16 protein-coding genes and 1 pseudogene are annotated in these 20808 nt (G+C 70.3%); 10 read left to right on the plus strand and 7 right to left on the minus strand.

Annotated features, from left to right (window positions below; translation table 11 throughout):
* Positions 1-12: 12 nt before the first annotated feature.
* Positions 13-1302 (minus strand): ABC transporter substrate-binding protein, encoded by a 1290-nt coding sequence (locus ACQ0O7_RS10325; RefSeq protein ID WP_430781679.1) that lies wholly within the window; start codon positions 1300-1302, stop codon positions 13-15.
* 164 nt (positions 1303-1466) lie between these two features.
* Here ACQ0O7_RS10325 and ACQ0O7_RS10330 point away from each other — a divergent pair, with 164 nt between their 5' ends.
* Positions 1467-3722 carry a M4 family metallopeptidase gene (locus ACQ0O7_RS10330; RefSeq protein WP_430781680.1) on the plus strand — a complete coding sequence of 752 codons (2256 nt, stop codon included), beginning with the start codon at positions 1467-1469 and terminating at the stop codon, positions 3720-3722.
* A gap of 148 nt (positions 3723-3870) precedes the next feature.
* Positions 3871-4020: a hypothetical protein gene (locus ACQ0O7_RS10335; protein ID WP_430781681.1), complete on the plus strand. Its 150-nt coding sequence runs from the start codon at positions 3871-3873 to the stop codon at positions 4018-4020.
* 578 nt (positions 4021-4598) lie between these two features.
* Here ACQ0O7_RS10335 and ACQ0O7_RS10340 read toward each other — a convergent pair.
* Complete coding sequence (locus ACQ0O7_RS10340) at positions 4599-5327, minus strand: ArsR/SmtB family transcription factor (RefSeq protein WP_430781682.1); 729 nt, start codon at positions 5325-5327, stop codon at positions 4599-4601.
* A gap of 147 nt (positions 5328-5474) precedes the next feature.
* On the opposite strand from ACQ0O7_RS10340, the gene ACQ0O7_RS10345 reads away from it, so the two are divergent.
* The gene (locus ACQ0O7_RS10345; RefSeq protein ID WP_430781683.1) at positions 5475-6137 is read left to right on the plus strand and encodes a hypothetical protein; all 663 of its coding nucleotides are present in this window, start codon (positions 5475-5477) and stop codon (positions 6135-6137) included.
* Between the two features lie 378 nt (positions 6138-6515).
* Here ACQ0O7_RS10345 and ACQ0O7_RS10350 read toward each other — a convergent pair whose 3' ends face one another.
* Positions 6516-6707: a hypothetical protein gene (locus ACQ0O7_RS10350; protein WP_430781684.1), complete on the minus strand. Its 192-nt coding sequence runs from the start codon at positions 6705-6707 to the stop codon at positions 6516-6518.
* 377 nt (positions 6708-7084) lie between these two features.
* Here ACQ0O7_RS10350 and ACQ0O7_RS10355 point away from each other — a divergent pair, with 377 nt between their 5' ends.
* Entirely contained in the window at positions 7085-7855 is a 771-nt protein-coding gene (locus ACQ0O7_RS10355; RefSeq protein ID WP_430781685.1) for a DedA family protein, read from the plus strand.
* A 57-nt stretch (positions 7856-7912) separates the two neighbouring features.
* Here ACQ0O7_RS10355 and ACQ0O7_RS10360 read toward each other — a convergent pair whose 3' ends face one another.
* Positions 7913-8530 (minus strand): alpha/beta hydrolase, encoded by a 618-nt coding sequence (locus ACQ0O7_RS10360; RefSeq protein ID WP_430781686.1) that lies wholly within the window; start codon positions 8528-8530, stop codon positions 7913-7915.
* Between the two features lie 113 nt (positions 8531-8643).
* Between ACQ0O7_RS10360 and ACQ0O7_RS10365 the strand changes: the two genes are divergently transcribed.
* On the plus strand, positions 8644-9783 hold the full coding sequence (locus ACQ0O7_RS10365) for a glutamate--cysteine ligase (RefSeq protein ID WP_430781687.1): 1140 nt from the start codon (positions 8644-8646) through the stop codon (positions 9781-9783).
* Between the two features lie 115 nt (positions 9784-9898).
* Positions 9899-11869, plus strand: a complete 1971-nt coding sequence (locus ACQ0O7_RS10370; RefSeq protein ID WP_430781688.1) for a phosphodiester glycosidase family protein — start codon at positions 9899-9901, stop codon at positions 11867-11869.
* A 41-nt stretch (positions 11870-11910) separates the two neighbouring features.
* On the opposite strand, the gene ACQ0O7_RS10375 is transcribed toward ACQ0O7_RS10370, so the two are convergent.
* A complete protein-coding gene (locus tag ACQ0O7_RS10375; protein ID WP_430781690.1) occupies positions 11911-13056 on the minus strand; it encodes a glycosyltransferase in 1146 nt (381 codons plus the stop codon).
* Between the two features lie 24 nt (positions 13057-13080).
* Here ACQ0O7_RS10375 and ACQ0O7_RS10380 point away from each other — a divergent pair, with 24 nt between their 5' ends.
* Entirely contained in the window at positions 13081-13737 is a 657-nt protein-coding gene (locus ACQ0O7_RS10380; protein ID WP_430781691.1) for a DUF998 domain-containing protein, read from the plus strand.
* Between the two features lie 19 nt (positions 13738-13756).
* Here ACQ0O7_RS10380 and ACQ0O7_RS10385 read toward each other — a convergent pair.
* Positions 13757-14428, minus strand: a pseudogene (locus tag ACQ0O7_RS10385) (glycosyltransferase family 2 protein); the annotation flags it as partial.
* A gap of 195 nt (positions 14429-14623) precedes the next feature.
* Between ACQ0O7_RS10385 and ACQ0O7_RS10390 the strand changes: the two are divergent.
* On the plus strand, positions 14624-15607 hold the full coding sequence (locus tag ACQ0O7_RS10390) for an endonuclease/exonuclease/phosphatase family protein (RefSeq protein ID WP_430781924.1): 984 nt from the start codon (positions 14624-14626) through the stop codon (positions 15605-15607).
* 117 nt (positions 15608-15724) lie between these two features.
* Here the strand turns inward: ACQ0O7_RS10390 and ACQ0O7_RS10395 are convergent, their stop codons facing one another.
* Entirely contained in the window at positions 15725-17203 is a 1479-nt protein-coding gene (locus tag ACQ0O7_RS10395) for a class I SAM-dependent methyltransferase (RefSeq protein ID WP_430781692.1), read from the minus strand.
* A gap of 125 nt (positions 17204-17328) precedes the next feature.
* Between ACQ0O7_RS10395 and ACQ0O7_RS10400 the strand changes: the two genes are divergently transcribed.
* Both ACQ0O7_RS10400 and ACQ0O7_RS10405 read left to right on the plus strand, forming a co-directional pair.
* Complete coding sequence (locus ACQ0O7_RS10400; RefSeq protein WP_430781693.1) at positions 17329-20541, plus strand: NACHT domain-containing protein; 3213 nt, start codon at positions 17329-17331, stop codon at positions 20539-20541.
* Positions 20542-20646: 105 nt separating this feature from the next.
* Entirely contained in the window at positions 20647-20802 is a 156-nt protein-coding gene (locus tag ACQ0O7_RS10405; protein WP_430781695.1) for a hypothetical protein, read from the plus strand.
* The last annotated feature ends 6 nt before the right edge of the window (positions 20803-20808 follow it).

Below are 20808 nucleotides of genomic sequence, written 5' to 3' on the forward strand. Positions count from 1 at the left end.
GTGCGGCACGCTTCAGTTGACGCCCAGGGAGTCGCCGATCGAGCGGCCCTCGGCGACCGCGTCGGTCCAGGCCTGCGTCTCGCTCTTGGTGCCGTCCTCGACCTGGGCCAGTTGCTTCACGTACGCGTCGTGGATCTTGGCATCGGCCGGCGCCTCGTACACCCGGTGTGCCTTGCGGGCCGACTCGGCGAAGACGTCAACGGTCCGCTGGCCGCCGAAGAACGGGTCCGGCTCCTGCAGCGCGGGCATCTCGAACGCGGCGGTCGCGGCCGGGAACAGCGCGGCGTCGGCGAACGCCTTGGCCTGGTTCTCCGGCGTCAGGATCCACTTGATGACGTCGAAGGACAGCTGCGGGTCGGCGCTGCCCTCCGGGATGGCCAGGAACGAGCCGCCGTAGTTGGCGCCGATCGCCGGCCCGGCGGCCACCCGCCACTTCCCGGACGTCTTCGGCGCCAGGCTCTTCAGGTCGTAACCCAGCCAGGCGGCACCCAGCGCGGTGGCGATGGTGCCCTCGGCCAGCGCCTCACCCCAGCCCTCGCCGTCCTCGGCGGTGATGCCGGCGGCCAGGTCCTTGCGGATCAGCTCGACGCTCAGGTCCCAGGCGGCCCGGATGTGCGCCTCGCCGCCGATGAAGTGGTTGGTCTCGTCGATGTAGCGCTGGGTGCCCTGCCAGAGCACGATCGTGTAGAGCTCGGTGCCGTTGCGGACCAGCTTGACCTTGGGCAGCTCCTTGACCAGCTCGACACCGCTGGCGATGTAGTCCTTCCAGGTGCGCACCGCCGCGGCCATCCGGCCCGGCTCGCTGGGCAGGCCGGCCTTCTTGAACAGGTCGGCGCGGTAGAACGTGGCGGTCGGGCCGGTGTCGATCGGGAAGCCGATCTGCCGGTTGTCCGGCGAGGCCGCCTGCTGCCACTTCCACGGCACGTAATCGCCCATCAGCCGGTCCACGCCCAGGCTGTGCAGGTCGACGAAGAGGTCGGCGCGGGGCACCAGGGAGGCGATCTCCTCACCCCTGATGCCGACGATGCCGGGGATGTCGGTGCCGGCGCCGAGGATCTCCAGGAGCCGGTCCCGGTAGATGCCGTCGATCAACTCCGGGCGCAGGTCGGTGCGGTCGGCGAACTGGGTGGTGGCCGCGTTCAGCACGCCGGTGCTCAGCCCGCCGGGCCAGTAGAGCAGGCGGGTCCGGTCGTCGCCGGCGGTGCTGTCGGCCACCGGGTTCTGCCCCGCACAGGCGGTCAGCGACCCGGCCACGCAGGTCAGCCCCAGCAGAAGTGCTCGTCGTCGGGATACAGGTTGCAAAACGCCCCCTTCCGCCCGATGACCGTAACATCCGTCCCGCGGTCTCATGGCCGATTCCGACCGTGATGGTATGACCCGTAAGATATATAAGATCGTCGCTATCTTCACGCCATAATCCATATACACATTTCCATGTGTGCATCCCTGGTTTCGGGAGGAACCGCGTGAAGAGAACCCTTGCGCTGGCCGGCGTCACCGCGCTGGTCGGCAGCACCCTCGTGGCCACCGCCACGAGCGGCTCGGCCGCGCCGACGCCCGCTCCGCCCTCGCCCGCCCAGGCCGTCAGCCGGGCCGACGACCTGATCGAGGCCCGCCCGGCAGCCATCGCCGCCGCCGGAGACGAGACCTACCACGCCTACCGGACCACCGTCGATCCGGACGGCGACTCGCACGTCCGCTACACCCGTGAATATCGGGGCCTGCGCGTCCACGGCGGCGACTTCGTCGTGCACACCCGCGCCGACGGCACCCTCGCCGGGACCTCGCTGGGCCTGGCCAAGCCGCTCACCCTGAGCACCGCCGCCAAGGTCAAGAGCGCCACCGCGCTCAAGTCGGCGAAGGCCCGCTTCGAGGGCAGACTGACCGAGACCGACCAGCCCGAGCTGTTCATCGACGCCAGCACCGGGTATGGCAAGCTGGCCTGGGAGACCGTGCTGCACGGCTGGGCGCCCGACGGGCAGACCCCCTCCCGCTTCCACGTCATCACCGACGCGGTCACCGGCAAGCTCATCGGCGAGTACGACGACATCAACCACATCACCGGCACCGGCTCCAGCGTCTACTCCGGCACCGTCGCCGTCGAGTCCACGCTCTCCGGCTCCACCTACAGCCTGATCGACCCGGTGCGTGGCAACGGCCGCACCTGCGACATGAACAACGGCACCGGCACCTGCACCACCTTCACCGACGACGACAACGTGTGGGGCACCGGAGTGCCCAGCGGCCGGCAGTCGGCGGCGGTCGACGCGCACTTCGGCGCCGCGGTCACCTACGACTACTTCAAGAACGTGCACGGGCGCAACGGAATCTTCGGCGACGGGCGCGGCGTGCCGTCCCGGGTGCACTACGGCAACGCGTACGTCAACGCGTTCTGGGACGGCGCCCAGATGACCTACGGTGACGGCGCCGGCAACGCCAAGCCGCTCGTCTCCCTCGACGTGGCCGGCCACGAGATGTCGCACGGCGTCACCGAGAACGTGGTCTCCGGTGGCCTCACCTACTCCGGCGAGTCCGGTGGCCTCAACGAGGCGACCAGCGACATCTTCGGCTCGATGGTCGAGTTCTACGCCGACACCGCCAGCGACCCGGGTGACTACGACGTCGGCGAGAAGATCGACATCAATGGCAACGGCACCCCGCTGCGCTACATGTACGACCCGACCCTGGACGGGCGCTCGCACGGCTGCTGGGCCACCAACACCAACAGCGTCGACGTGCACTACTCGTCCGGTCCGGGCAACCACTTCTTCTTCAACCTGGCCGAGGGCACCGGCGCCACCGCGTACGGCACCTCGCCCATCTGCGGCACCGCCCCCGGCGTGGTCGGCATCGGCCGGGAGAAGGCGGAGAAGATCTGGTTCCGGGCGCTCGACGTCTACTTCACGTCCAACACCCGGTACGTCAACACCACCACCCCGTCGAACACCTCCCGCGCCTACACCCTGTCCGCAGCCACCGACCTGTACGGCCTGTGCTCCAGTGAGTACAAGGCGGTCCAGGCGGCGTGGACCGCGGTCAACGTGGCCGGCAGTGACCTGGAATGCCCGGTCGCCAACGACTTCTCGGTGACCGTGGCCCCGACCGCGGTGACACTCGACCCCGGCACCAGCGCCGACGTCACCGTCACCACCGCCAGCCTCGACGGCGAGGCGCAGACCATCGACCTGACCACCTCCGGCCTGGCGCCCGGCGTGACCGCGGCGTTCAGCTCCCCGTCGGTGACCGCCGGCGAGACCGCCACGCTCACCCTCACCGCCTCGGCCGAAGCCGACAGCGGCGAATACGCGGTCACCGTGATCGGCACCTCACCGGCCACCATCCGGCAGGCCGGCGTGGCGCTCACCGTCAACGGCCTGCCCGGCTGCTCCGGCACCAACAACACCGACGTGGCAGTCCCGGACAACACCACCGTCGAATCCGCCCTCGTGATCAGCGGCTGCGACGGCAACGCCTCCTCGAACAGTTCGGTCGCGGTGAGCATCGTCCACACGTACGTCGGTGACCTGGTCGTCTCGCTGGTCGCCCCGGACGGCACCGTCTACACCCTGCGCAGCCGCACCGGCGGCAGTGCCGACAACATCGACGCCACCTACACCGTCAACCTGTCCTCCGAGACCGCCAACGGCACCTGGAAACTCCGGGTCCAGGACGCCGCCTCGATCGACACCGGATACATCAAGAACTGGTCGCTGAGCCTCTGACGATCGACGGCGCCCGTCCCACCCTCATCCGGCGGGGCGGGCGCTGCTCCGTTCGCGCTTTGGGATCGCTCCCACAGGGTGGTTTAGCCGCGCTCGGCGCAGGGGTACTGGCACGCCGCTCGACCTTCCCCCACACATAGGAGCAGACATGTCGATTCCGGGCCTTCTCTACATCATCGCCGTCATCCTGCTGGTGATCGCCGCCCTCCCGGTCAACACCGGCCGCATCAGCCTGGCCCTGCTCGGCGCCGCCTCCGCCCTCCTGGCCTACTCCTGGGAGACCATCACCGCCGGCTGACCGGCGCGGTGGCCGGCTGCTTTCCCGGTGCTCGTGAATACCCACGCGTTGTCGTTCTGCCGCCATTTCGGGAGCGCCCCTCGATTTCCGGCCTGATCGCGGCAGATCTTGGGCTGTTCGCCACCGGATCGAGCCTTCTCCGCGGCCGCCGGATCCATTGCGGTCGATTTCGCGCGGCGACCCGAAATCCGGCGATCTCGCGCGCGGGCGACCCGCTCAGCAGAGATCTTGGTGGATTTACCACCGTTTTCGGTGGTAAATCCACCAAGATCGGCCAGGGTGGAGCTGGAAGGCGGACACTCGCGCGAGGAATCGACCGCGAGCGGGCCGGCAGCCGAGAAGCTTGGTCATCAACGAGAAGCTTGATCCGGGCGTTCGTCGACCAAGGGCTCGGGAGCGGGGTTAACCCTGGCCACCGCATTCGGCCCGGCGGTCGCCGGACGGTCCGGAGTGGCGCTCGCCTCGCGCGGACCAGACAGGGCGAATGGATTTTCGTTGAGCTGATTGGCGTACATCCATAGAATCTGGAATTTTTCCCATCGCGGACCTGGACGTTGGTATTCGGCCTTCTGCGCTTTTTATCGGAATGGCAGGATGGTTTTCAGGGCGGATTCGCCGGAGCCGGTCAGGCGGACGGCCCGGCCGGAACCGATCCGGGTCAGCCAGCCTCGGGTGAACAACGCGGCGCACAGGCGGGCGCCGGCCACCCCGGCCAGGTGAGGGCGGCGTTCGGTCCAGTCCAGACAGGAGCGGGCCGGTGGGCGCCGGCCGGCGGTCAGTGAGTCCACGCCGAGTTCGGTGGCGAACCAGGCGCGACCGGCTGCCGTCACCGCGAAACCACTCGAATGATCCAGCAGACCGTTCCCGATCATCGCATCGGTGATCTGCACGCCGAGTCGGCCGGCCAGGTGGTCGTAGCAGGTCCGGGCCCGCCGCAGCGCCTCGTCCGCGGTGGCCGCGCGCAGTCCACGGACCGGTTCCCGGCGTGCGTCAGGAGCACCGGCTGGTCCGGTGTGGCCTGGTTCCGGGGGAGTGGGCAGGCCTCCGGCCAGGTCTTCGAGTAGTTGGGCGACGGCCGGGCCGGTCAGGCGGACGTATCGGTGCCGGCCCTGACGTTCCTCCACCAGCAGTCCGCTATTGATCAGGCGGTTCAGGTGTTCGGTGGCGGTGGAGCGGGCTACGCCGGTGTGGACGGCCAGCTCGCCGGCGGTCCAGGCGCGACCGTCCAGCAGGGCCAGGCACATCGCGGCCCGGGTCCGGTCGGCCAGCAGGCCGGCCAACGTCGCCAGGTCGTCCGCTGCGGTCACCGGCTCACCTCGAGTTCTGTGCAGTAGCTCCCGCGCGGCTGCGCCGTGGCCCGTCATCCGAACCTCGCCTCGCTCCCACGCGATCCACGAACCTACCGGCGGGTCGGTTCGGCGAAGACCGAACAATCGCGGCCGTACGGTCGCCGCATGCTCGAAATCACCGACCCCGCTGCCGTGCGTGCCGTTCTGAACGATCCCGCGTTCGTGCCGCCGCCGGTGCCGCCCGCCTCGACCGGGATCGGGTGGTTGCGGGCCACCGTCGGCCGGTTCGCGGGCGGTGCGGTCCACGCCCGGCGGCGCGCTCTCCAAGTCGCCGTCCTCGACGGGATTCCGCCGGCCGTGCTGCGGGACGGTCCGCCGGCGCATCCGGTGGCGACACTGGCCCGGGCCATGGGCGCTTCTGATGTGCCGGTGGATCAGGTTCGGGAGGTGGCGCGGGCCTACCAGCCGGGCACCGGTGACGACACCCGAGCCGATGTCGCGGTGGAAGCCCTGGTCCGGGTCTTCGGCGGGGTTCACGACGAGGCGACCGCGGCCCGGATCGGCATCCTGGTGCAGGCGTGCGACGCGACCGCCACCCTGATCGAGCGGGCCCGGGAACGGGCGGTCGGTGACGTGCTGCGCGACGATCCGCCGGTGCCGGCCACCAAACGGCAGGCGGGCCCGGGGGCGGCACTGGACGTCGAGGCCGGAACGGTGGTCCGGGTCCGGTTGGCCGGCGACCTGGCGTTCGGCGCGGGTCCACGCCGCTGCCCGGGCCGGGAGCACGCGCTGGCCCTGGTGGACGCCGCCGCTCCCCGGGCCACCTGAGACATCGACCCCGGCCACGCCGGCCCGGCTGGGATCCGGCCACGCCGGCCCGGCTGGGATCCGGCCACGCCGGCCCGGCTGGGGCCGGCCACGCCGGCCCGGGTCAGATCCTGGCGCGCCTACGTCGGAGCGCCACGCTCGCGACAGCGCCCACCGCGAGTGCGATCAGGGCCCAGGGGCTGGCCGCGGCGGCCTAGGGGACGGGGAGACCGCCCCGGGCGCCAGGGCCGTTCACCTGCGGAGGAATGGATTCGATCATGATCGTGAGTATGACGGGGGAGGTCCAGGCGGCCGCGGTGTGACCGAGGCTCCGTCATCGGACCGGGCTCGGGGCCGCCGCGCGGGGCCGTCGTCGCCGTCGCTGGTACCGGTGCGGAGTTAGGGATCCAGCGCGGCGCTGAGCGTCGGGAACGTGCGCTCGGCGGCATTCCGGATCTCGGTGCGGACGGTGTCGGCGGGTTCACCGAGTGAGATGCGGCGCCGGATCTCGGCGTGCAAGGCCCGGTCCACGCCCGCGATCACCGCCGCGGTGGCCCGGGGTGCCAGCTGATCCGCGGTGCCCAGGACCACCCGCTGTACCAGCTCGGCCTGTTCGATTCCGGTTGTCGGCCCAAGCCCGCGGCCGCCATCTACCAGGGGCTGATCAGGGAGCTGAGTGTGGCGCCGGCACCGCGGAGACCATGGGAGAGCACTGTCGCAGCCCGGCCGCGACGGCGACGCCACCAGCGTGTTCACGCGGGCGGTCCGCCCAACGTAAGTGACGATATCAATGGTAATCGGCTCTTCTGGGACTTAAACACTTTTTGTCATATCCACGCGTCCCCTGACGGGTGTCCCTCCGGGCAGACAGCGGACTCACAGGAAGTGTGTAGTTTTCGCACGTAGCCTCCAGGGTCAGTGCGGCCAGGGGACGGTCGCCGGCTCGGAACGAGAGGGACGATCGCTGCATGGGTGGCATCACCGACTGGATCACCGAATGGGTCTTTCGACTGGTCGATGCACTCGGCGCGATAGGCGTCGGTCTGCTGCTCTTCCTGGAGACCGTGATCCCGCCGATCCCGTCCGAGCTGATCCTGCCGCTGGCCGGGTTCCACGCGCGCGACGGTGACATGAACGTCTTCGCCGTCTGGGTCACCGCCACCATCGGTGCGGTGTCCGGCGCGGTCGTCCTCTACTACGTGGGCGCCCTGCTCGGCTACGACCGGCTGCACCAGCTGGCCGGCAAGCGCTGGTTCGTGCTGGCCACCCGGGCGGACGTGGAGCGTGGTTACGCGCTGTTCGAGAAATACGGCACGTGGCTGGTTCTGGTCGCCCGGTGCATTCCGATCATCCGGAGCCTGATCTCGCTGCCGGCCGGTGTGGCCCGGATGCCGCTGGTCAAGTTCATCATCTTCACCACGATCGGCAGTGGCATCTGGAACGCCGCGCTGATCGGTGCGGGTTACGCGCTCGCCGACAACTGGGACCGGGTGGAGGGCTACCTCAGCCCGTTCAGCAAGGTGGTGCTGGCGCTCGGCATCATCTTCGTGATCTTCCTGGTGGTGCGCCGGGTGCTGGCCCGCAAGCGGGCGCTGGCCGAGGGTGTGGACCCGGCCGAGGCGGACGTGGACGGCCACGTGGCCGCCGACTTCGACGGGCTGGGCAGCCCGAACCACTACCCGACCCACCCGACCCACCCGGCTCGCGGCGTGGCCCGGGTGTCCGACCGCGAGCACTGAGCGAGAGTCCCCGGCCGGGATCGTGGCGGTCCCGGCCGGGGGATCAGAGCTGGGCGTTCAGGCCCGCTCCCGCAGCCTGCCGTCCAGCCAGATCCGTGCCTCGTCCAGCAGGGCGGCCGCGAGCGGGGTGGTGGCGGCCCAGTTCTCGAACCCGTGTGCGGCTCCGGGCACGATCGTCAGGGTGGTGTCCACGCCGGCGGTGCGCAGCCGGCCGGCGTACTCCACGATCTCGTCGTGGAACAGCTCGATGTCACCGGCGTACAACCAGGCCGGGGGAAGCCCGGTCAGGTCGGCGCGGCGGGCCGGCACCGCGTAGGCGGGCACCTCCGCAGCCCCGGCCGTCTGCCCCAGGTAGGAGGTCCAGCCGAACCGGTTCGACCGGTTGTTCCAGACGAAGTGGTCCAGTTCGTCGAGTTCGCGGCGGGCGGCGGTCCGGTCGTCGAGCATCGGTGCGAACAGCCACTGCGGGACCGGTTCCGGCCCGCCCGTGTCGTGCAGCCGCTGGACCAGGCTCGCGGCGATGCCCCCACCCGCGCTCTCCCCGCCGACGGCCACCCGGTCCGGGTCCACACCGAGGCCGGCGGCGTTCACCCGCATCCACTTCCACACCGCCGACACGTCGTCGAGGGCGGCGGGGTACGGCGATTCGGGAGCCAGCCGGTACTCGGCGGACACCACCCGCTCACCACCACGACCTCCCGGCTGCCCATCGGATGACGGCGCGGGAAGTAAGGCCGTCGATGAGACGGTCACCGCTGCGGGGGCTTCGGGCTCCCTAGAATCGGGGCATGGGTATCGACTTCGCCCCATCGGAACGGTCGGGTTTGGGGATCGAGTGGGAGGTTGCCTGCGTCGATCGGCGCAGTGGCGAGCTCACCGCCGCAGCCCCGGAGCTGATCTCCCGGATCGGCGCCACCAGCACATTTCCGCGTGTGACCAACGAGCTGCTGACCAACACCGTCGAGATCATCAGCGCGCCGCACCGGCGGGTCCGGGACGCGGTCGGGGATCTCACCCGGCTCGCTGAGCGGGCCACCACCCTGGCCGAACCGATGGGTGTCGATCTGTTGTCGTCCGGCACCCACCCGTTCAGTCAATGGTTCCGCCAGCAGGTCACGCCGGGGAAGCCGCGGTACGACACCCTGATCGACCGTACCCGCTGGTGGGGCCGGCAGATGATGATCTGGGGCGTGCACGTGCACGTCGGGGTCGAGGATCGCCGCAAGGTGCTGCCGATCATCGACGGACTGCTCACCTGGCTGCCGCACTTCCAGGCGCTCAGCGCGTCCAGCCCGTTCTGGGCGGGGGAGACCACCGGGTACGCCTCCAACCGCGCGCTGATGTTCCAGCAACTGCCGACCGCGGGGCTGCCGCCGCAGTTCAGCGACTGGGCCCAGTTCGAGGGGATGGTGGCCGACCTGATGCACACCGGGGTGATCGAGGAACTCAACGAGCTGCGCTGGGACATCCGCCCGTCGCCGTCGTGGGGCACGATCGAGGTGCGCACCTTCGACGGCATCCCGACGGTCCGGGAGATCGCCGCGCTGGCCGCCCTGACCCAGTGCCTGGTCGAGCATCTGTCCCGGGAGCTGGACGCCGGCCGGGAGGTGCCCCGGATGCAACCGTGGTTCGTCCGGGAGAACAAGTGGCGGGCCGCCCGGTACGGCATGGACGCGATCATCATCCGTAACGCCGCCGGTGACGAGCAACTGGTCACCAAGGATCTGGAGGAGCTGCTGCTGTCGCTGGCGCCGATCGCCGAGTCGCTGGACTGTGCCGCCGAGTTGGACTCTCTGCGGGAGATCGTCACCCATGGCGCCAGCTACCAGCGGCAGTTACGGGCCGCCGCGGCCAGCGACGGCAGCCTCAAGGCGGTGGTGTCCTCTCTGGTCCGGGAGATGCGCGACGATCTGGGCCGGGGCCGGTGAGCCCCACGACATCGATCCGTCGGCGAATCGGTCTGACACCGACCTTGCACGCTTCCGGCGGCCGGCCTCCAGTACCTTGATCGCTTCGAGCACATATTGATCATGGGGAGATCCTTTGCGACTGACTCGTACCGCGTTTCTGCTCGCCGGGCTGACCGCGGCCACCGGCGCGATCGTGCTCCCGGCCTCACCGGCGTCGGCGGCGATCACGGTGACCGCCCCGGTGGCCATCGCTCCCGGGCTGGGCCTGAGAACCGTGAACGGCACTGGAGCCCAGCTGAAGGTGCAGGTCTTCGAGGCGGACCTGACCACGCCGACGCTGGGGGTCAGATACCTGTCCGGGGCGACCGTAAGCCGCAGCACCGCGCAGGTGTCCACGATGGCGGCGGCCGCCAAGGCGGTGGCCGCGGTCAACGGCGACTTCTGGGACGGCAACGTCGACGGCCACACCGACGCGCCGAACGGCATGGCCATCAGTGACGGGACGCTGCGCAGCGGGCGTGCCCTGACCACCGGCGACTACCACGGGGTGGCGGCCTTCACGCCCAGCGGCACCGGGACGCTGGCCGAATACGTGAAGCTGTATCTGAAGGCGAGCGTCACACCGGCCGGTGGGGCGCCGATCGCCGCGGACCAGCTCAACGCGCCGCTGCTGATCAAGAACGGCGTCGGTATCTACTCCGAACTGTGGGGCAGCGCCGACCGGGCGGTCACCACCTCGGGATCCACGCCGGTCCGTGAAGTGGTCATCACCAACGGCGTGGTGACCAAGGTGAACAACAGCGCCGGTGGTGCCGTGGCGCCCGGATCGGTCGTCCTGGTCGGCACCGGCGCCGGGGTCGAGAAGCTCGCCGGGCTCGTCGCCGGCACCGCGGTCACCGTCGACTACCGGCCGGTCACGGCGTCCGGGGCACCGGCCTCCGCCACGGTCGCGATCGGCGCCAGCGACGAGTGGATCCTGCTGGAGAACGGGGCGGTGAAGACCTTCACCAACACCACGACCCGGCCGCGTACGGCGATCGGATTCTCCGCCGACGGCACGAAGATCTGGATGCTCGTCGCCGACGGCTACACGGACAAGAACACCAAAGTGCAGTACGGCATGACGTTCGCGCAGGCGGCTCAGGCGCTGAAAGCCCTCGGCGCGGATGACGCGATCAGCCTCGACGGCGGCGGCTCGTCCAAGATGGTCGCCCGCCAGCCCGGCGCGACGGCGGTGTCGGTGATCGGCGGGGACACCCTCGAACAGCGTGAGGTGCCGAGCGGCCTCGGGCTGACCTCGTCGGCGCGCTCGACCGACTGCTCCGCGAGCGCCAACATCTTCGCCGTCAACCCCGACGGCACGATGCTGATCTACGGGCTGAAGCAGCCGTCGATCCTGACTCCCACCTGGGAATACGTCAATGGCAAGAACCCGGTCGGCTTCGGCTGGAACCAGTTCGGCAAGATCCTCGCCGGACCGAGGAACCAGGTCTTCGGCATCAACGCCGGAGGGCTGTTCCACTACGTCTGGAACGGTGAGGGCGTGGCCTGGACCAAGACCAAGGACACCATCGGCGCGCAGTTCGCCCCTTACGCGCTGCCGGAGTGGAAGGACAAGATCACCGTTGACCGGGCGGGTGACTTCTACCGCGTCGACGGCTCCGGCAACCTGATCCGGTCGCGCCTGGACGCGACGACGCTGACCTGGACGCTCGAGGAGAGCATCGACACCGGCTGGGACCAGTACGACAAGGTGATCGCCGCCGACGCCGGTGTGCTCTACGCGCGGGCCAAGTCCGACGGCAAGCTGTACCGGTACCACTACGACACCACCACCCGTTCCTGGGTGACCAAGGGGTTCCAGGCCGGCGCCGGCTGGCAGCAGTTCCAGAGTGGTGTGTTCTCGGCCGGAGGCAACACCCTGTTCGGCATCGTCCCCGACGGGGCGACGAATGAGGGCCACCTGCTGCAGTACCGCCACCGTGAGTGGAACAACGCGTGGGCAATCACCGCCAACAAGATCGGCAACGGCTGGCAGGATTTCGCTGACGTCGCCGCCGCTCCGGACGCTTGCCGGCTCACCGCCGACGTCTATCGCCCCTGATGCGAGTTTCCGCGTGCCGATTAGTGGCTCGAATCGAGCCACTAATCGGCACGCGGTCTGAGCTCGGTCACCGGCCGCGCTGAGCGGTAGATCTCCAGCAGCCGGTCGCGGAAGATCTCCGGGGAGTAGGCCTCGGCCGCCCGCCGGCCCTCGCTGATCACCCGGGCGCGCAGGGACTCGTCGTCGAGCATCCGCAGCAGGGCGGCGGCGAAGGCGTCCGGCTCCGGCTCGCACGTGAAGCGGTCGCCGCCGACCCTGCCGGGGCGGGTCGCCAGGCCGCGGTCGGCCAGCACCACCGGCAGGCCGTGGGCTTCGGCTTCGGCGAGGACCAGACCCTGGGTGTCGGTGGTCGAGGCGAAGGCCAGCACACCCGAGGACCGATAAAGATCAGAGACTTGCCGGTACGGCACCGGAGGCTGGATGTCCACGTGCCCGCCGAGCCCCAGCGCCGCGACCCGGTGGGTGAGGTGACGGCGCTGCCGGTGGACGCCGAGCAGGATCAGCCGGGTGGCCGGCCGGGACGCCACCACCTTGGCGAAGGCCTGGAGCAGCAGTTCCGGGTTCTTCTCCGGTGTGCCCCGGCCGACCGACAACACCACGTTCCGGTCCCGGTGCTCAGCGAACGCCGGATCGACGGACACCGGGGTCGGCAGGACGTGGACCGGCACAGTCGGCTGGAAGGCGGCGAATCCGGCGGCGGTCTTGCCCGACGGGGCGATCGCCACCGCCATCCGCGCGAACAGGGCCCGCCCCAGCACCTCCAGCCGACGGCGGCGGACGGCGCCGGGCCGGGTCAGCTCCCGGTACTCCCGAGGGGTCCAGCCGAGCCCGAGGGACCGGGCGCACCACGCGGCACCGGCCGGGATCTCGGCGAACAGGTCGGCGTACGCCAGCAGATCGGTGTGCCAGGTGACGACCAGCGGGACCCGCCACGCGGCGGCGGCCCGGAATCCGGTCACCCCGATCGGGCCACTGGTGTGCGCGTGGACGATGTCGGCGGGGCGGGCCCGGAACGGCAACCCGACCCGGACCTGCCGGAACGGGACCGGAACGCTCGGCACGGTGCCGGGCCGGTACAGGTCGACGGGCAGCCCGGCATCACGCAGCAGGGCGACGGTGAGTTCGGTGGAGCGGATCACCCCGTCGGGGCGGCCGGTGTGGCTGTCGCAGAAGTGCGCGATTCTCACGGCAGGGAAGATAGTCTCGGGTGGATGTGCGGGGGAAGACGGGCGCTGTCCTGGTTCGGGGTGCTCGCCGCCGTGCAGATGATCGTGGTGAGCACGGTGGACGGGCTGACCAGGCCCGGTTATGACGAGTTGCGCAACTGGGTGAGTCAGCTGGCGCTCGGCCCGGACGGCTGGCGAGGCACCGCGAACCTCGCCCTGTGCGGCCTGTGGCTGGTGCTGTGCGGGCTCGGGCTCTCCCGGAGACCGGTCGTGTGGTGCGGGCTGTTGCTGGTGGCGCTGGCCGTGGTGCGTACCGACGCGGGTCTGGGTTTTCCGCCCGGGGTTGCCGAGGAGCACACCACGCGCGGCCTGATCCACCAGTCGATCGCCGTGGCGCTGGCGGTGGTGGCGCTGGTCGCGGTGCGGAACCGGCTGGTCGCCGCGGTGATGGCGGTGTCGTTCACGGCGGCGACGGTGCTGGTGCTGCTGGACGCCTGGGGTGTGCTGCCCGGCACGCCGAGCGGGCTGCTGGAGCGGATCGCGCTGTTCACCGGGTTCGGCTGGATCGGGCTGGTCAGCGGCCGGGCAGCATGGGATTCTTCCGGCCGCCGTCGCCGCGCAGAGCGGTCCACGGCCGGGGCTGACCCAGGGCGTACGCCAGGCGCAGCATCGGGAACAGCAGGAACTGAATCCGGGCGGTGAGCCAGGCCCGGCGGTACGCGTACCCATGTCGCTGGTAGGTCTTTTCGGTCATCAGCACGTACGCCCGGTAGTCGCGGAACCGGTTGGCGATCCGCCGGGCCGAGGTGCCCGCCCGCATGCCCGGTGCGAAGACCGTGGCCGAGCCCTCCCGGTGCAGGTGGATGCCGAGGTCGATGTCCTCGTGCACGCCCGCGTCGGCGCACAGTCCGGGCCGGATCCGGTGCCAGGCACTGGCCCGGATCGCCATGTTGGCGCCGAGCAGCCAGTCCAGGCGGGCGCCGCCCCAGACCCGGCGGAACAGCGCGTCCCCGCCGTCGATCACCCGGGCGAGGGCCACGTCATAGTAGGTGACCGGCCCGGTGACGGCCTGCACCGCAGGCTCCGCGAACGTCTCCCGAACCCCCTGTGACCAGCCGGGACGCAGTCGGGTGTCGGCGTCGATCCGGCCGATCACGTCCCCGCCGGCCGCGTCCAGGCCACGGTTGCGGGCGTGCTGGACACCCCGGCGCGGTTCGTGCAGCACGATGATCCGGCCGGCGTACGCGGCCAGTATCCGCTCGGTGCCGTCGTCGGATCCGTTGTCCACGACGATGATCTCGTGGACCGGTTCCCGCTGATCGAGAACGGACTCCAGACAGGCCCGCAGAAAACGTTCCTCGTTGTAGACCGGCACCACCACGGAGATCAGCATCACTCGATCCTCACAGACCGCAGCCTCCGGGCCGGACCGGTCAGCACGAGGACGACCGCGTGCCCAGGCTCATCACGGTGGCCGGCAGCAACGGCCGCACCCCGAGCAGATGGGTGGTCATCACGGAGCTGTGAGCTGGGACTCTGTCTCAGCGTCCTGTCAGCGGTGGCCGCTACCTTTGCCCGGGTGACGATCATGGAAGCGCCGCCCGAGAAGAGCCCGGCCCGGCGCAGAGTGTCCGTGTCCGTCCTGGTCTGGCTGCTGGTGGCGCCCGGTGTCCTGTGGTTCCTGGGCCGGGCCTTCGGGCTGGAGCGCGGCCTGCTGATCATGCTGTTCGCGGGTACGCCGTATGTCGCGGCCTGGACCGTGATCCCGCTTCTCGTGGCCGCGCTGGCCCGGCGCTGGACGGCCGTCGCGGTGGCCGCGGTGGTCGCCGCCGGGATGGCCGCCGTCGTGCTGCCGCGCGCGGTCGCCGACGCCGACACCGGTCCGTCCACCGGCGTCGAGCTGCGGGTGCTCACCGTCAACATGTTGTACGGGGCGGCCGACCCGGACCAGATCGTCCAGCTGGTCCGGGACAACGACGTGGCCGTGCTGGCCGTGCAGGAGTTCACCCCGCAGGGCGCGGCGGCGCTGAAGGCGTCCGGTATCGATCAGCTGCTGCCGCATCAGGAGCTGTCGCCGAAACCGGAGGCCGACGGCTCCGGCGTCTACTCCCGCCATCCGATGCTGACCCAGTCGTCGCGCCGCAACGTCGGTGGCTTCCAGCAGGCGTTCGCGACGATCCAGCCGCCCGGCGCGGTCCCGGTGCACGTGGAGTCGGTGCACCCGCAGGCGCCGGCCGGGGCGGACAAGTTCCCGCAGTGGAGGACCGACATCCAGAATCAGACGCCCGCCGGTACGGCCGGACCGCTCCCGATCCTGCTCGGCGACTTCAACGCCACCCTGGACCACCGGGTGATGCGCGACCTGCTCGACACCGGTTATCGGGACGCGGCCGCCGCGGTCGGCGAGGGCCTGTCCACCACGTGGCCGTCCCGGAACGGTTCGGACGGCCTGGTGACGATCGACCACGTGCTGGCCGACGACCGGATCGGCGTCCGCGAGGTCCAGGTGTGGGACGTCAACGGCTCCGACCACCGGGCCGTCTTCGCCGCCCTGACCGTCCCGACAGCCTGACAACCGCGTGGTGACATCCGGCGCGGAGCGCGCCGGATGTCACCACGCGGGTTCCTGCCGCGGGTTGTGTGGCGAGTTCGGGCGCGGAGCGCACCGAAACTCGCCACACGGGTTGACCTAGCTGCCGTGCGGGCGGCGGGCCACCGCGAGCAGGTGGGTGGTCGGCCAGTCCAGGGGGGTGCCGTCCAGGGCTGCCAGAGACGCAACGGGGGCGATCCGGTTGTCGATCACCCAGTCGTTGCGGATCGGGGCCGATGCCGGGTCCAGTTCGAAACCGACCTCGGCCAGCAGGTCCGACCACTCCGGGAAGGACAGGCCGCAGAACTGTTCCTTCGTCTCGGACAGCCAGTTGTCGGTGTAGTCCTTGCGGGTCAGGAAGTCCATCGCCGGTCCCAGCTCGACACGGACCGTGCCGTCGCCGGCCGCCTCGAAGGTGAACGGGAAGGCGAAGTCGACGGCGAACTGGTCCAGTCTCGCCCGGGTGGACAGGCCGCCGACATACTCCCGGACCTCGTCCGACGGCAGTTCGGCCAGATCGTGCCGGGGCCGGGCGGGGTTCGCGCCGTCGTCGGCGGCCAGGGTCAGCAGCACCGGACGGGTCCGGTCGGCGGGGCCGCACACGTCACTGTTGATCCAGACGCCGCCGGGCGCGGTGTGGTCGAAGATCCGGCGCGCGAACTGGAGCAGCGACTCGCGCTGACGGCCGTACGACCAGATCTCGTGGGTCAGGGCGAACGTCAGCGTGGTGTCCACCGAACGGTCCGCGAAGATCGCCCCGCCGAGAACGTTGCGCTGGTAGAAGTAGACGTTCGCGTTGCGGAAGACACCCTGCGCCTTCTTGTGCACACACTCCTGGTAGAGATGCCGGGCCACCTCGACGCCGATCAGGTCGCTCTCGTGCAGGCCCGGCTCCCGGTCGGCCAGCTCCAGCAGCGAGCCGGCGCCACAGCCGATGTCCACGATCCGGCCCGGCCGCACATGCCGGTGCACCGCCGTCCACTTGCGGTCGGCGGCGTCGGCGAAGGCCTCCACGTACGTCCGGTAGTCGCGTGTCGCGGTCAGCCCACCCTCGTCTCCGACCAGCGGATCGTTGACCACCGTGCGGACCGTGTCGACCAGGCGGTACCTGTCGAAGACGTCGACGGTCGCCGGATGGGCCAGCTTGCGCCACGACTCGTCCCCGGCCGCCAGCCGCAGCAGCACGTCCCACGGCCGTTCCGGGACGGTACGCAGCAGCGGATCGTCCTCCACCGGCACGATCGCGAAACCCAGCCGCTCGTACAGCTTCGCCACCTCGGGAGTGGAGCAGGCGACCACGGTGTCGGACGGGGTGAGCTCGATACCCGTACCCACCATGATGCTCTTGAGGGTGACCTCGGCGAACGCATCGGTCGGTGCGGCGTCGAAGACCGGGACCACCAGCGACCGCAGCCCGCTGCTCAGGCTGAACCGTTCGATGGCCGCCTCCCGCCGGTGGTACGGCACCGGATTGCGCCGGGTGTTGTCGTGGTTGGCCGAGGTGACCGCCCAGACGACGGTGGCGCCGCTGCCGGACGCGAGACGGTGCAGAAAATCCGCCTGGAACCGGGTCAGCAAGTGGTGACGCCCGGGAAACAACACGAAACGGGACGGCGCGGAAATGAGATCACCCCAGGGTTGAGCAGCACGAACAGGGTTCGGATGATACCCGCGGCCGTGGGGTGACACTACGATCACTATTCGTGGCTTCCGATCCCTACACTCTCGACGGCGCGCGGCGCATCCTGGCCGACACCCCGAAGGTCATCGAAAAGCTGGATCGCCTGCTGGGGCTGACGATTCTGGCCAGCGGCGCCGGCTATCTGGCGACCGGCGTCACCGAGCTGGTCACCGTCTTCGGCTGGGTGGACCAGAAGAACGAGACGATACGCCTGCTCGACGGCCTGGTCTCGGCCGGCTACGAGCGGCTGCGCAAGGGCGAGCGCCGGGAACGGTTCGAGGTGCTGGCCGCCACCCACACCGCGCTGGTGCACGGCTCGTTCTTCACCGCGATGCGCGAGGTGCTCGGCCCGGCCTACGACCGTATCGACCTGGGTGACGAGGACCTGACCCGGCTGACCACCACGGCGGCCGGGGAACGCGCCGTCGGGCTGGTCGCCGCGGGCCGGGTGCCGATGCCGGACGCCACCTGTGGCCTGCACCGGAGCATCACCGACCGGATCGAGCCGTTCTACCGGGAGCTGACCCGGGCGAGTCTGGAGTTCTTCGCCGGTTTCGACGGCTGGCCCCGCGACGCCGACGTCCGGCCGTCCGACCCGCTGGTGCAGCTGATCGTCGAGCGCGCGGCGCGCCGGTACCGGGCGGAGTACGTACGCCTGGCCACCGAGGTCCGCGAGTTCGAGATCTGGGCGACCCTCGGCGAGCACGCCGCCACCCAGGAGCTGGCCGGTACGTCGCTGGCCCGGCTGGAGGAATGGGTGTGCGCGATCGTCCGGAACGACGACCGGCGTACCGCCCGGGTCCTGAGCACCGTCGGGGAGCTCAACCGGGAGGTGCTGGCGGCGACCCTGATCCCGGTCGGTGAGGCCGGCGACCTGGGCGGGGTCACGCTGCCCACGGTGGAGGCCGGATATGTGAGCCCGCGCTTCCGATGGGCGATCGCCGACGAGGAGGCGCGCCCGGGGGACGAGCGCTGGTGGGCCGGCCGCCCGGCCGGGGACGACATCGAGACGTTCCTGGCCGGGCATGTCGCCGGCCCGGCCAGCACGGAGAAACCGCTCGTCGTCCTCGGCCATCCGGGATCGGGGAAGAGCCTGTTCACCAAGGTCTGCGCGGCCCGGCTCGCCGGATCCGACCGATTCACGGCGGTACGCGTCGCCCTGCGTGATGTGGCAGACCCGTCGGTGCCTCTGCACGCCCAGCTCAGCGCGCCGCTGGAGCGGAGCACCAACGGCCGGGTCAGCTGGACCGACCTCTGCGCGGCCAGTGAGGAGACCGTCCGGGTGCTGTTCATCGACGGCCTCGACGAACTGATGCAGGCCACCGGCTCCACCCAGTCCGGCTATCTCGCCGCCGTCGCCGAGTTCCAACGCGTCGAGCGGATCACCGGCAACCCGCTGATCGTCGTCGTCACCGCGCGCACCATCGTCGCGGAACTCGCCGGCATCCCGGACGGCTCGCTGATGGTCAAGCTGGAGGACTTCTCCGACGATCAGGTGAGGCAGTGGCTGCGGACCTGGCGGACGGTGAACACCGACGCGGAGCTCCCGGACCCGGAGACCGTCCTGGGGCTCGGTGACCTGTCACATCAGCCGCTGCTCCTGCTGCTGCTCGCGGTCTACGCCGCACACCGGCCACTGCCGAAGCAGAGTTCGGCCGCCGACCTGTACGGCGCACTGCTGCAGGACTTCATCACCCGGGAGCTGGCGAAACCGGTGAACGCGCCGGCGGGCACCGCCGCGCAGCGACGCCATGAGGCGATGTGGCAGCTGGGCGTCGTCGCCTTCGGCATGGTCAACCGGGGCCGGCTGCATCTGGGCGAGGACCAGTTGCGGCTGGACCTGGCCGCGCTCAGCCGCCGGCACGCCGACCCGGTCCTCACTCCGGCGGGCGCTCTGGATCCGGCCCGGCGGGTCATCGGGCGGTTCTTCTTCATCACCGCGGCGGAGGCCGACGGCGGCAGCGCCGGGCGCAGCTACGAGTTCCTGCACGCGACGTTCGGCGAGTACCTGATGGCGTACCACCTGATCAATCAGCTGGTCGACCTGCACCGGGCGTGGATGCGACCGGCCTCCCAGCAGTGGGACGACGACCTGCTGTTCGCGCTGCTGTCCCATCGCCTGGTCGCCGCCGGGGCGGCGCAAGTCATGCCGTTCGCCCGTCAGCTGTTCGACGCCGAGGACGAGGAGACCCGGGAGGGGGTGGTGGCCGTCCTCAGCCGGGTCATCCGGTCGGCGCCGGATCGGTGGGGGCGTGGCGCGTTCGCCGGTTACGACCCGTCCGGTGGCCGGTACACCGATCGGATGGCGACGTACACCGCGAACCTGGTGCTGCTGCTCACCCGGCTGGTCGACGATCCGGTGCCGCTGGCCTACCTGGCGCCCGCCGACGTCGACCCGGAGGAGCAGTGGATCACCCTGATCGGGCTCTGGCATGCCGGTTTCCAGCGCGACCGGGGTGAGGAGTGGCGTCATCTGCTCACCCTGCTGGGTCGATCCGCGACCAGTTGGGCGACGGTGGAGGCGCGCAACGACCCGATCGCGAACACGTTCGTCCACCGGCTCCGTCTGGAGACCGCGAACCGGGTGCGCGGCGCCGCCTACAACGCCGGCATCGGCATGATGACCGGCGGCTTCCGGCTCACCCCGGTGGACGGTCCGGAGCAGTTGGCCGGTGAGCTGGCGGCGACCCTCACCGAGCCGGTGCCCGGCCGGATCAGCGGCGTCGACGACGAGATGACGCGGGCGTTCCTCGCCGCCGGGGAGACCGCCGAATGGCTGAGCCGGCCGATGCTCGCCCACCTCTGCCGGTTCGGCGAGAACATCCCGGTGGAGCTGTTCCGGCAGGTGGTCGCGGCCCTGCTGCACTCCCGGAGCCGCCGGTACGACCTGGGGCCCGGGCTGGCGCTGCTGGTCGCGCTGTTTCCGGCGCTGCTGCCGTACCTGCCGGAGGCGTCCGCGGAACTGTTCGTGACGGTGGACTCCGGCGAGGCCGTGATGACACTGACCGCGCGGGACACCCGGGTCGAAACGATCCTGGTGATCGGCGAGGCGGTCTGGCAGCGCTCCGATCGTGAGCTGTACGGCCACTCCTATCAGCACACCGCCGAGGTGGTCGCCTTCGTCCGGGGTGCCTGGCCGGCCGAGGACGCCGCGCGGCTGCCTGACGGAGCCGCCGGTTCGGCCCGGCGAGCCCTCATCCGGCAAGCGGTGGCGGAGATCCCGGAACTCTTCTGACCAGGGTGGACCCGATAGTGGGAAATCATTCTGTTTCGGCGCGGGTGGGTGCGGGGTAGTGATGTGGATGCGGGAGACACTCGCGGACGAAACGGAGCAAATGTCATGCTGGTTCTGGGACTCATTCTTCTGCTGCTGGGCATCCTGCTCAAGGTGTCGATCCTCTACACCATCGGCATCGTCCTCCTGGTGATCGGTGCGGTGCTCTGGATCCTCGGTGCCATCGGCAAGCCGGTCGGTGGTCGAAAAGTCTGGTTCTGACTCCCT

The sequence above is a fragment of the Actinoplanes sp. G11-F43 genome, from assembly GCF_050589265.1.
In the GTDB taxonomy this organism is placed as follows: domain Bacteria; phylum Actinomycetota; class Actinomycetes; order Mycobacteriales; family Micromonosporaceae; genus Actinoplanes.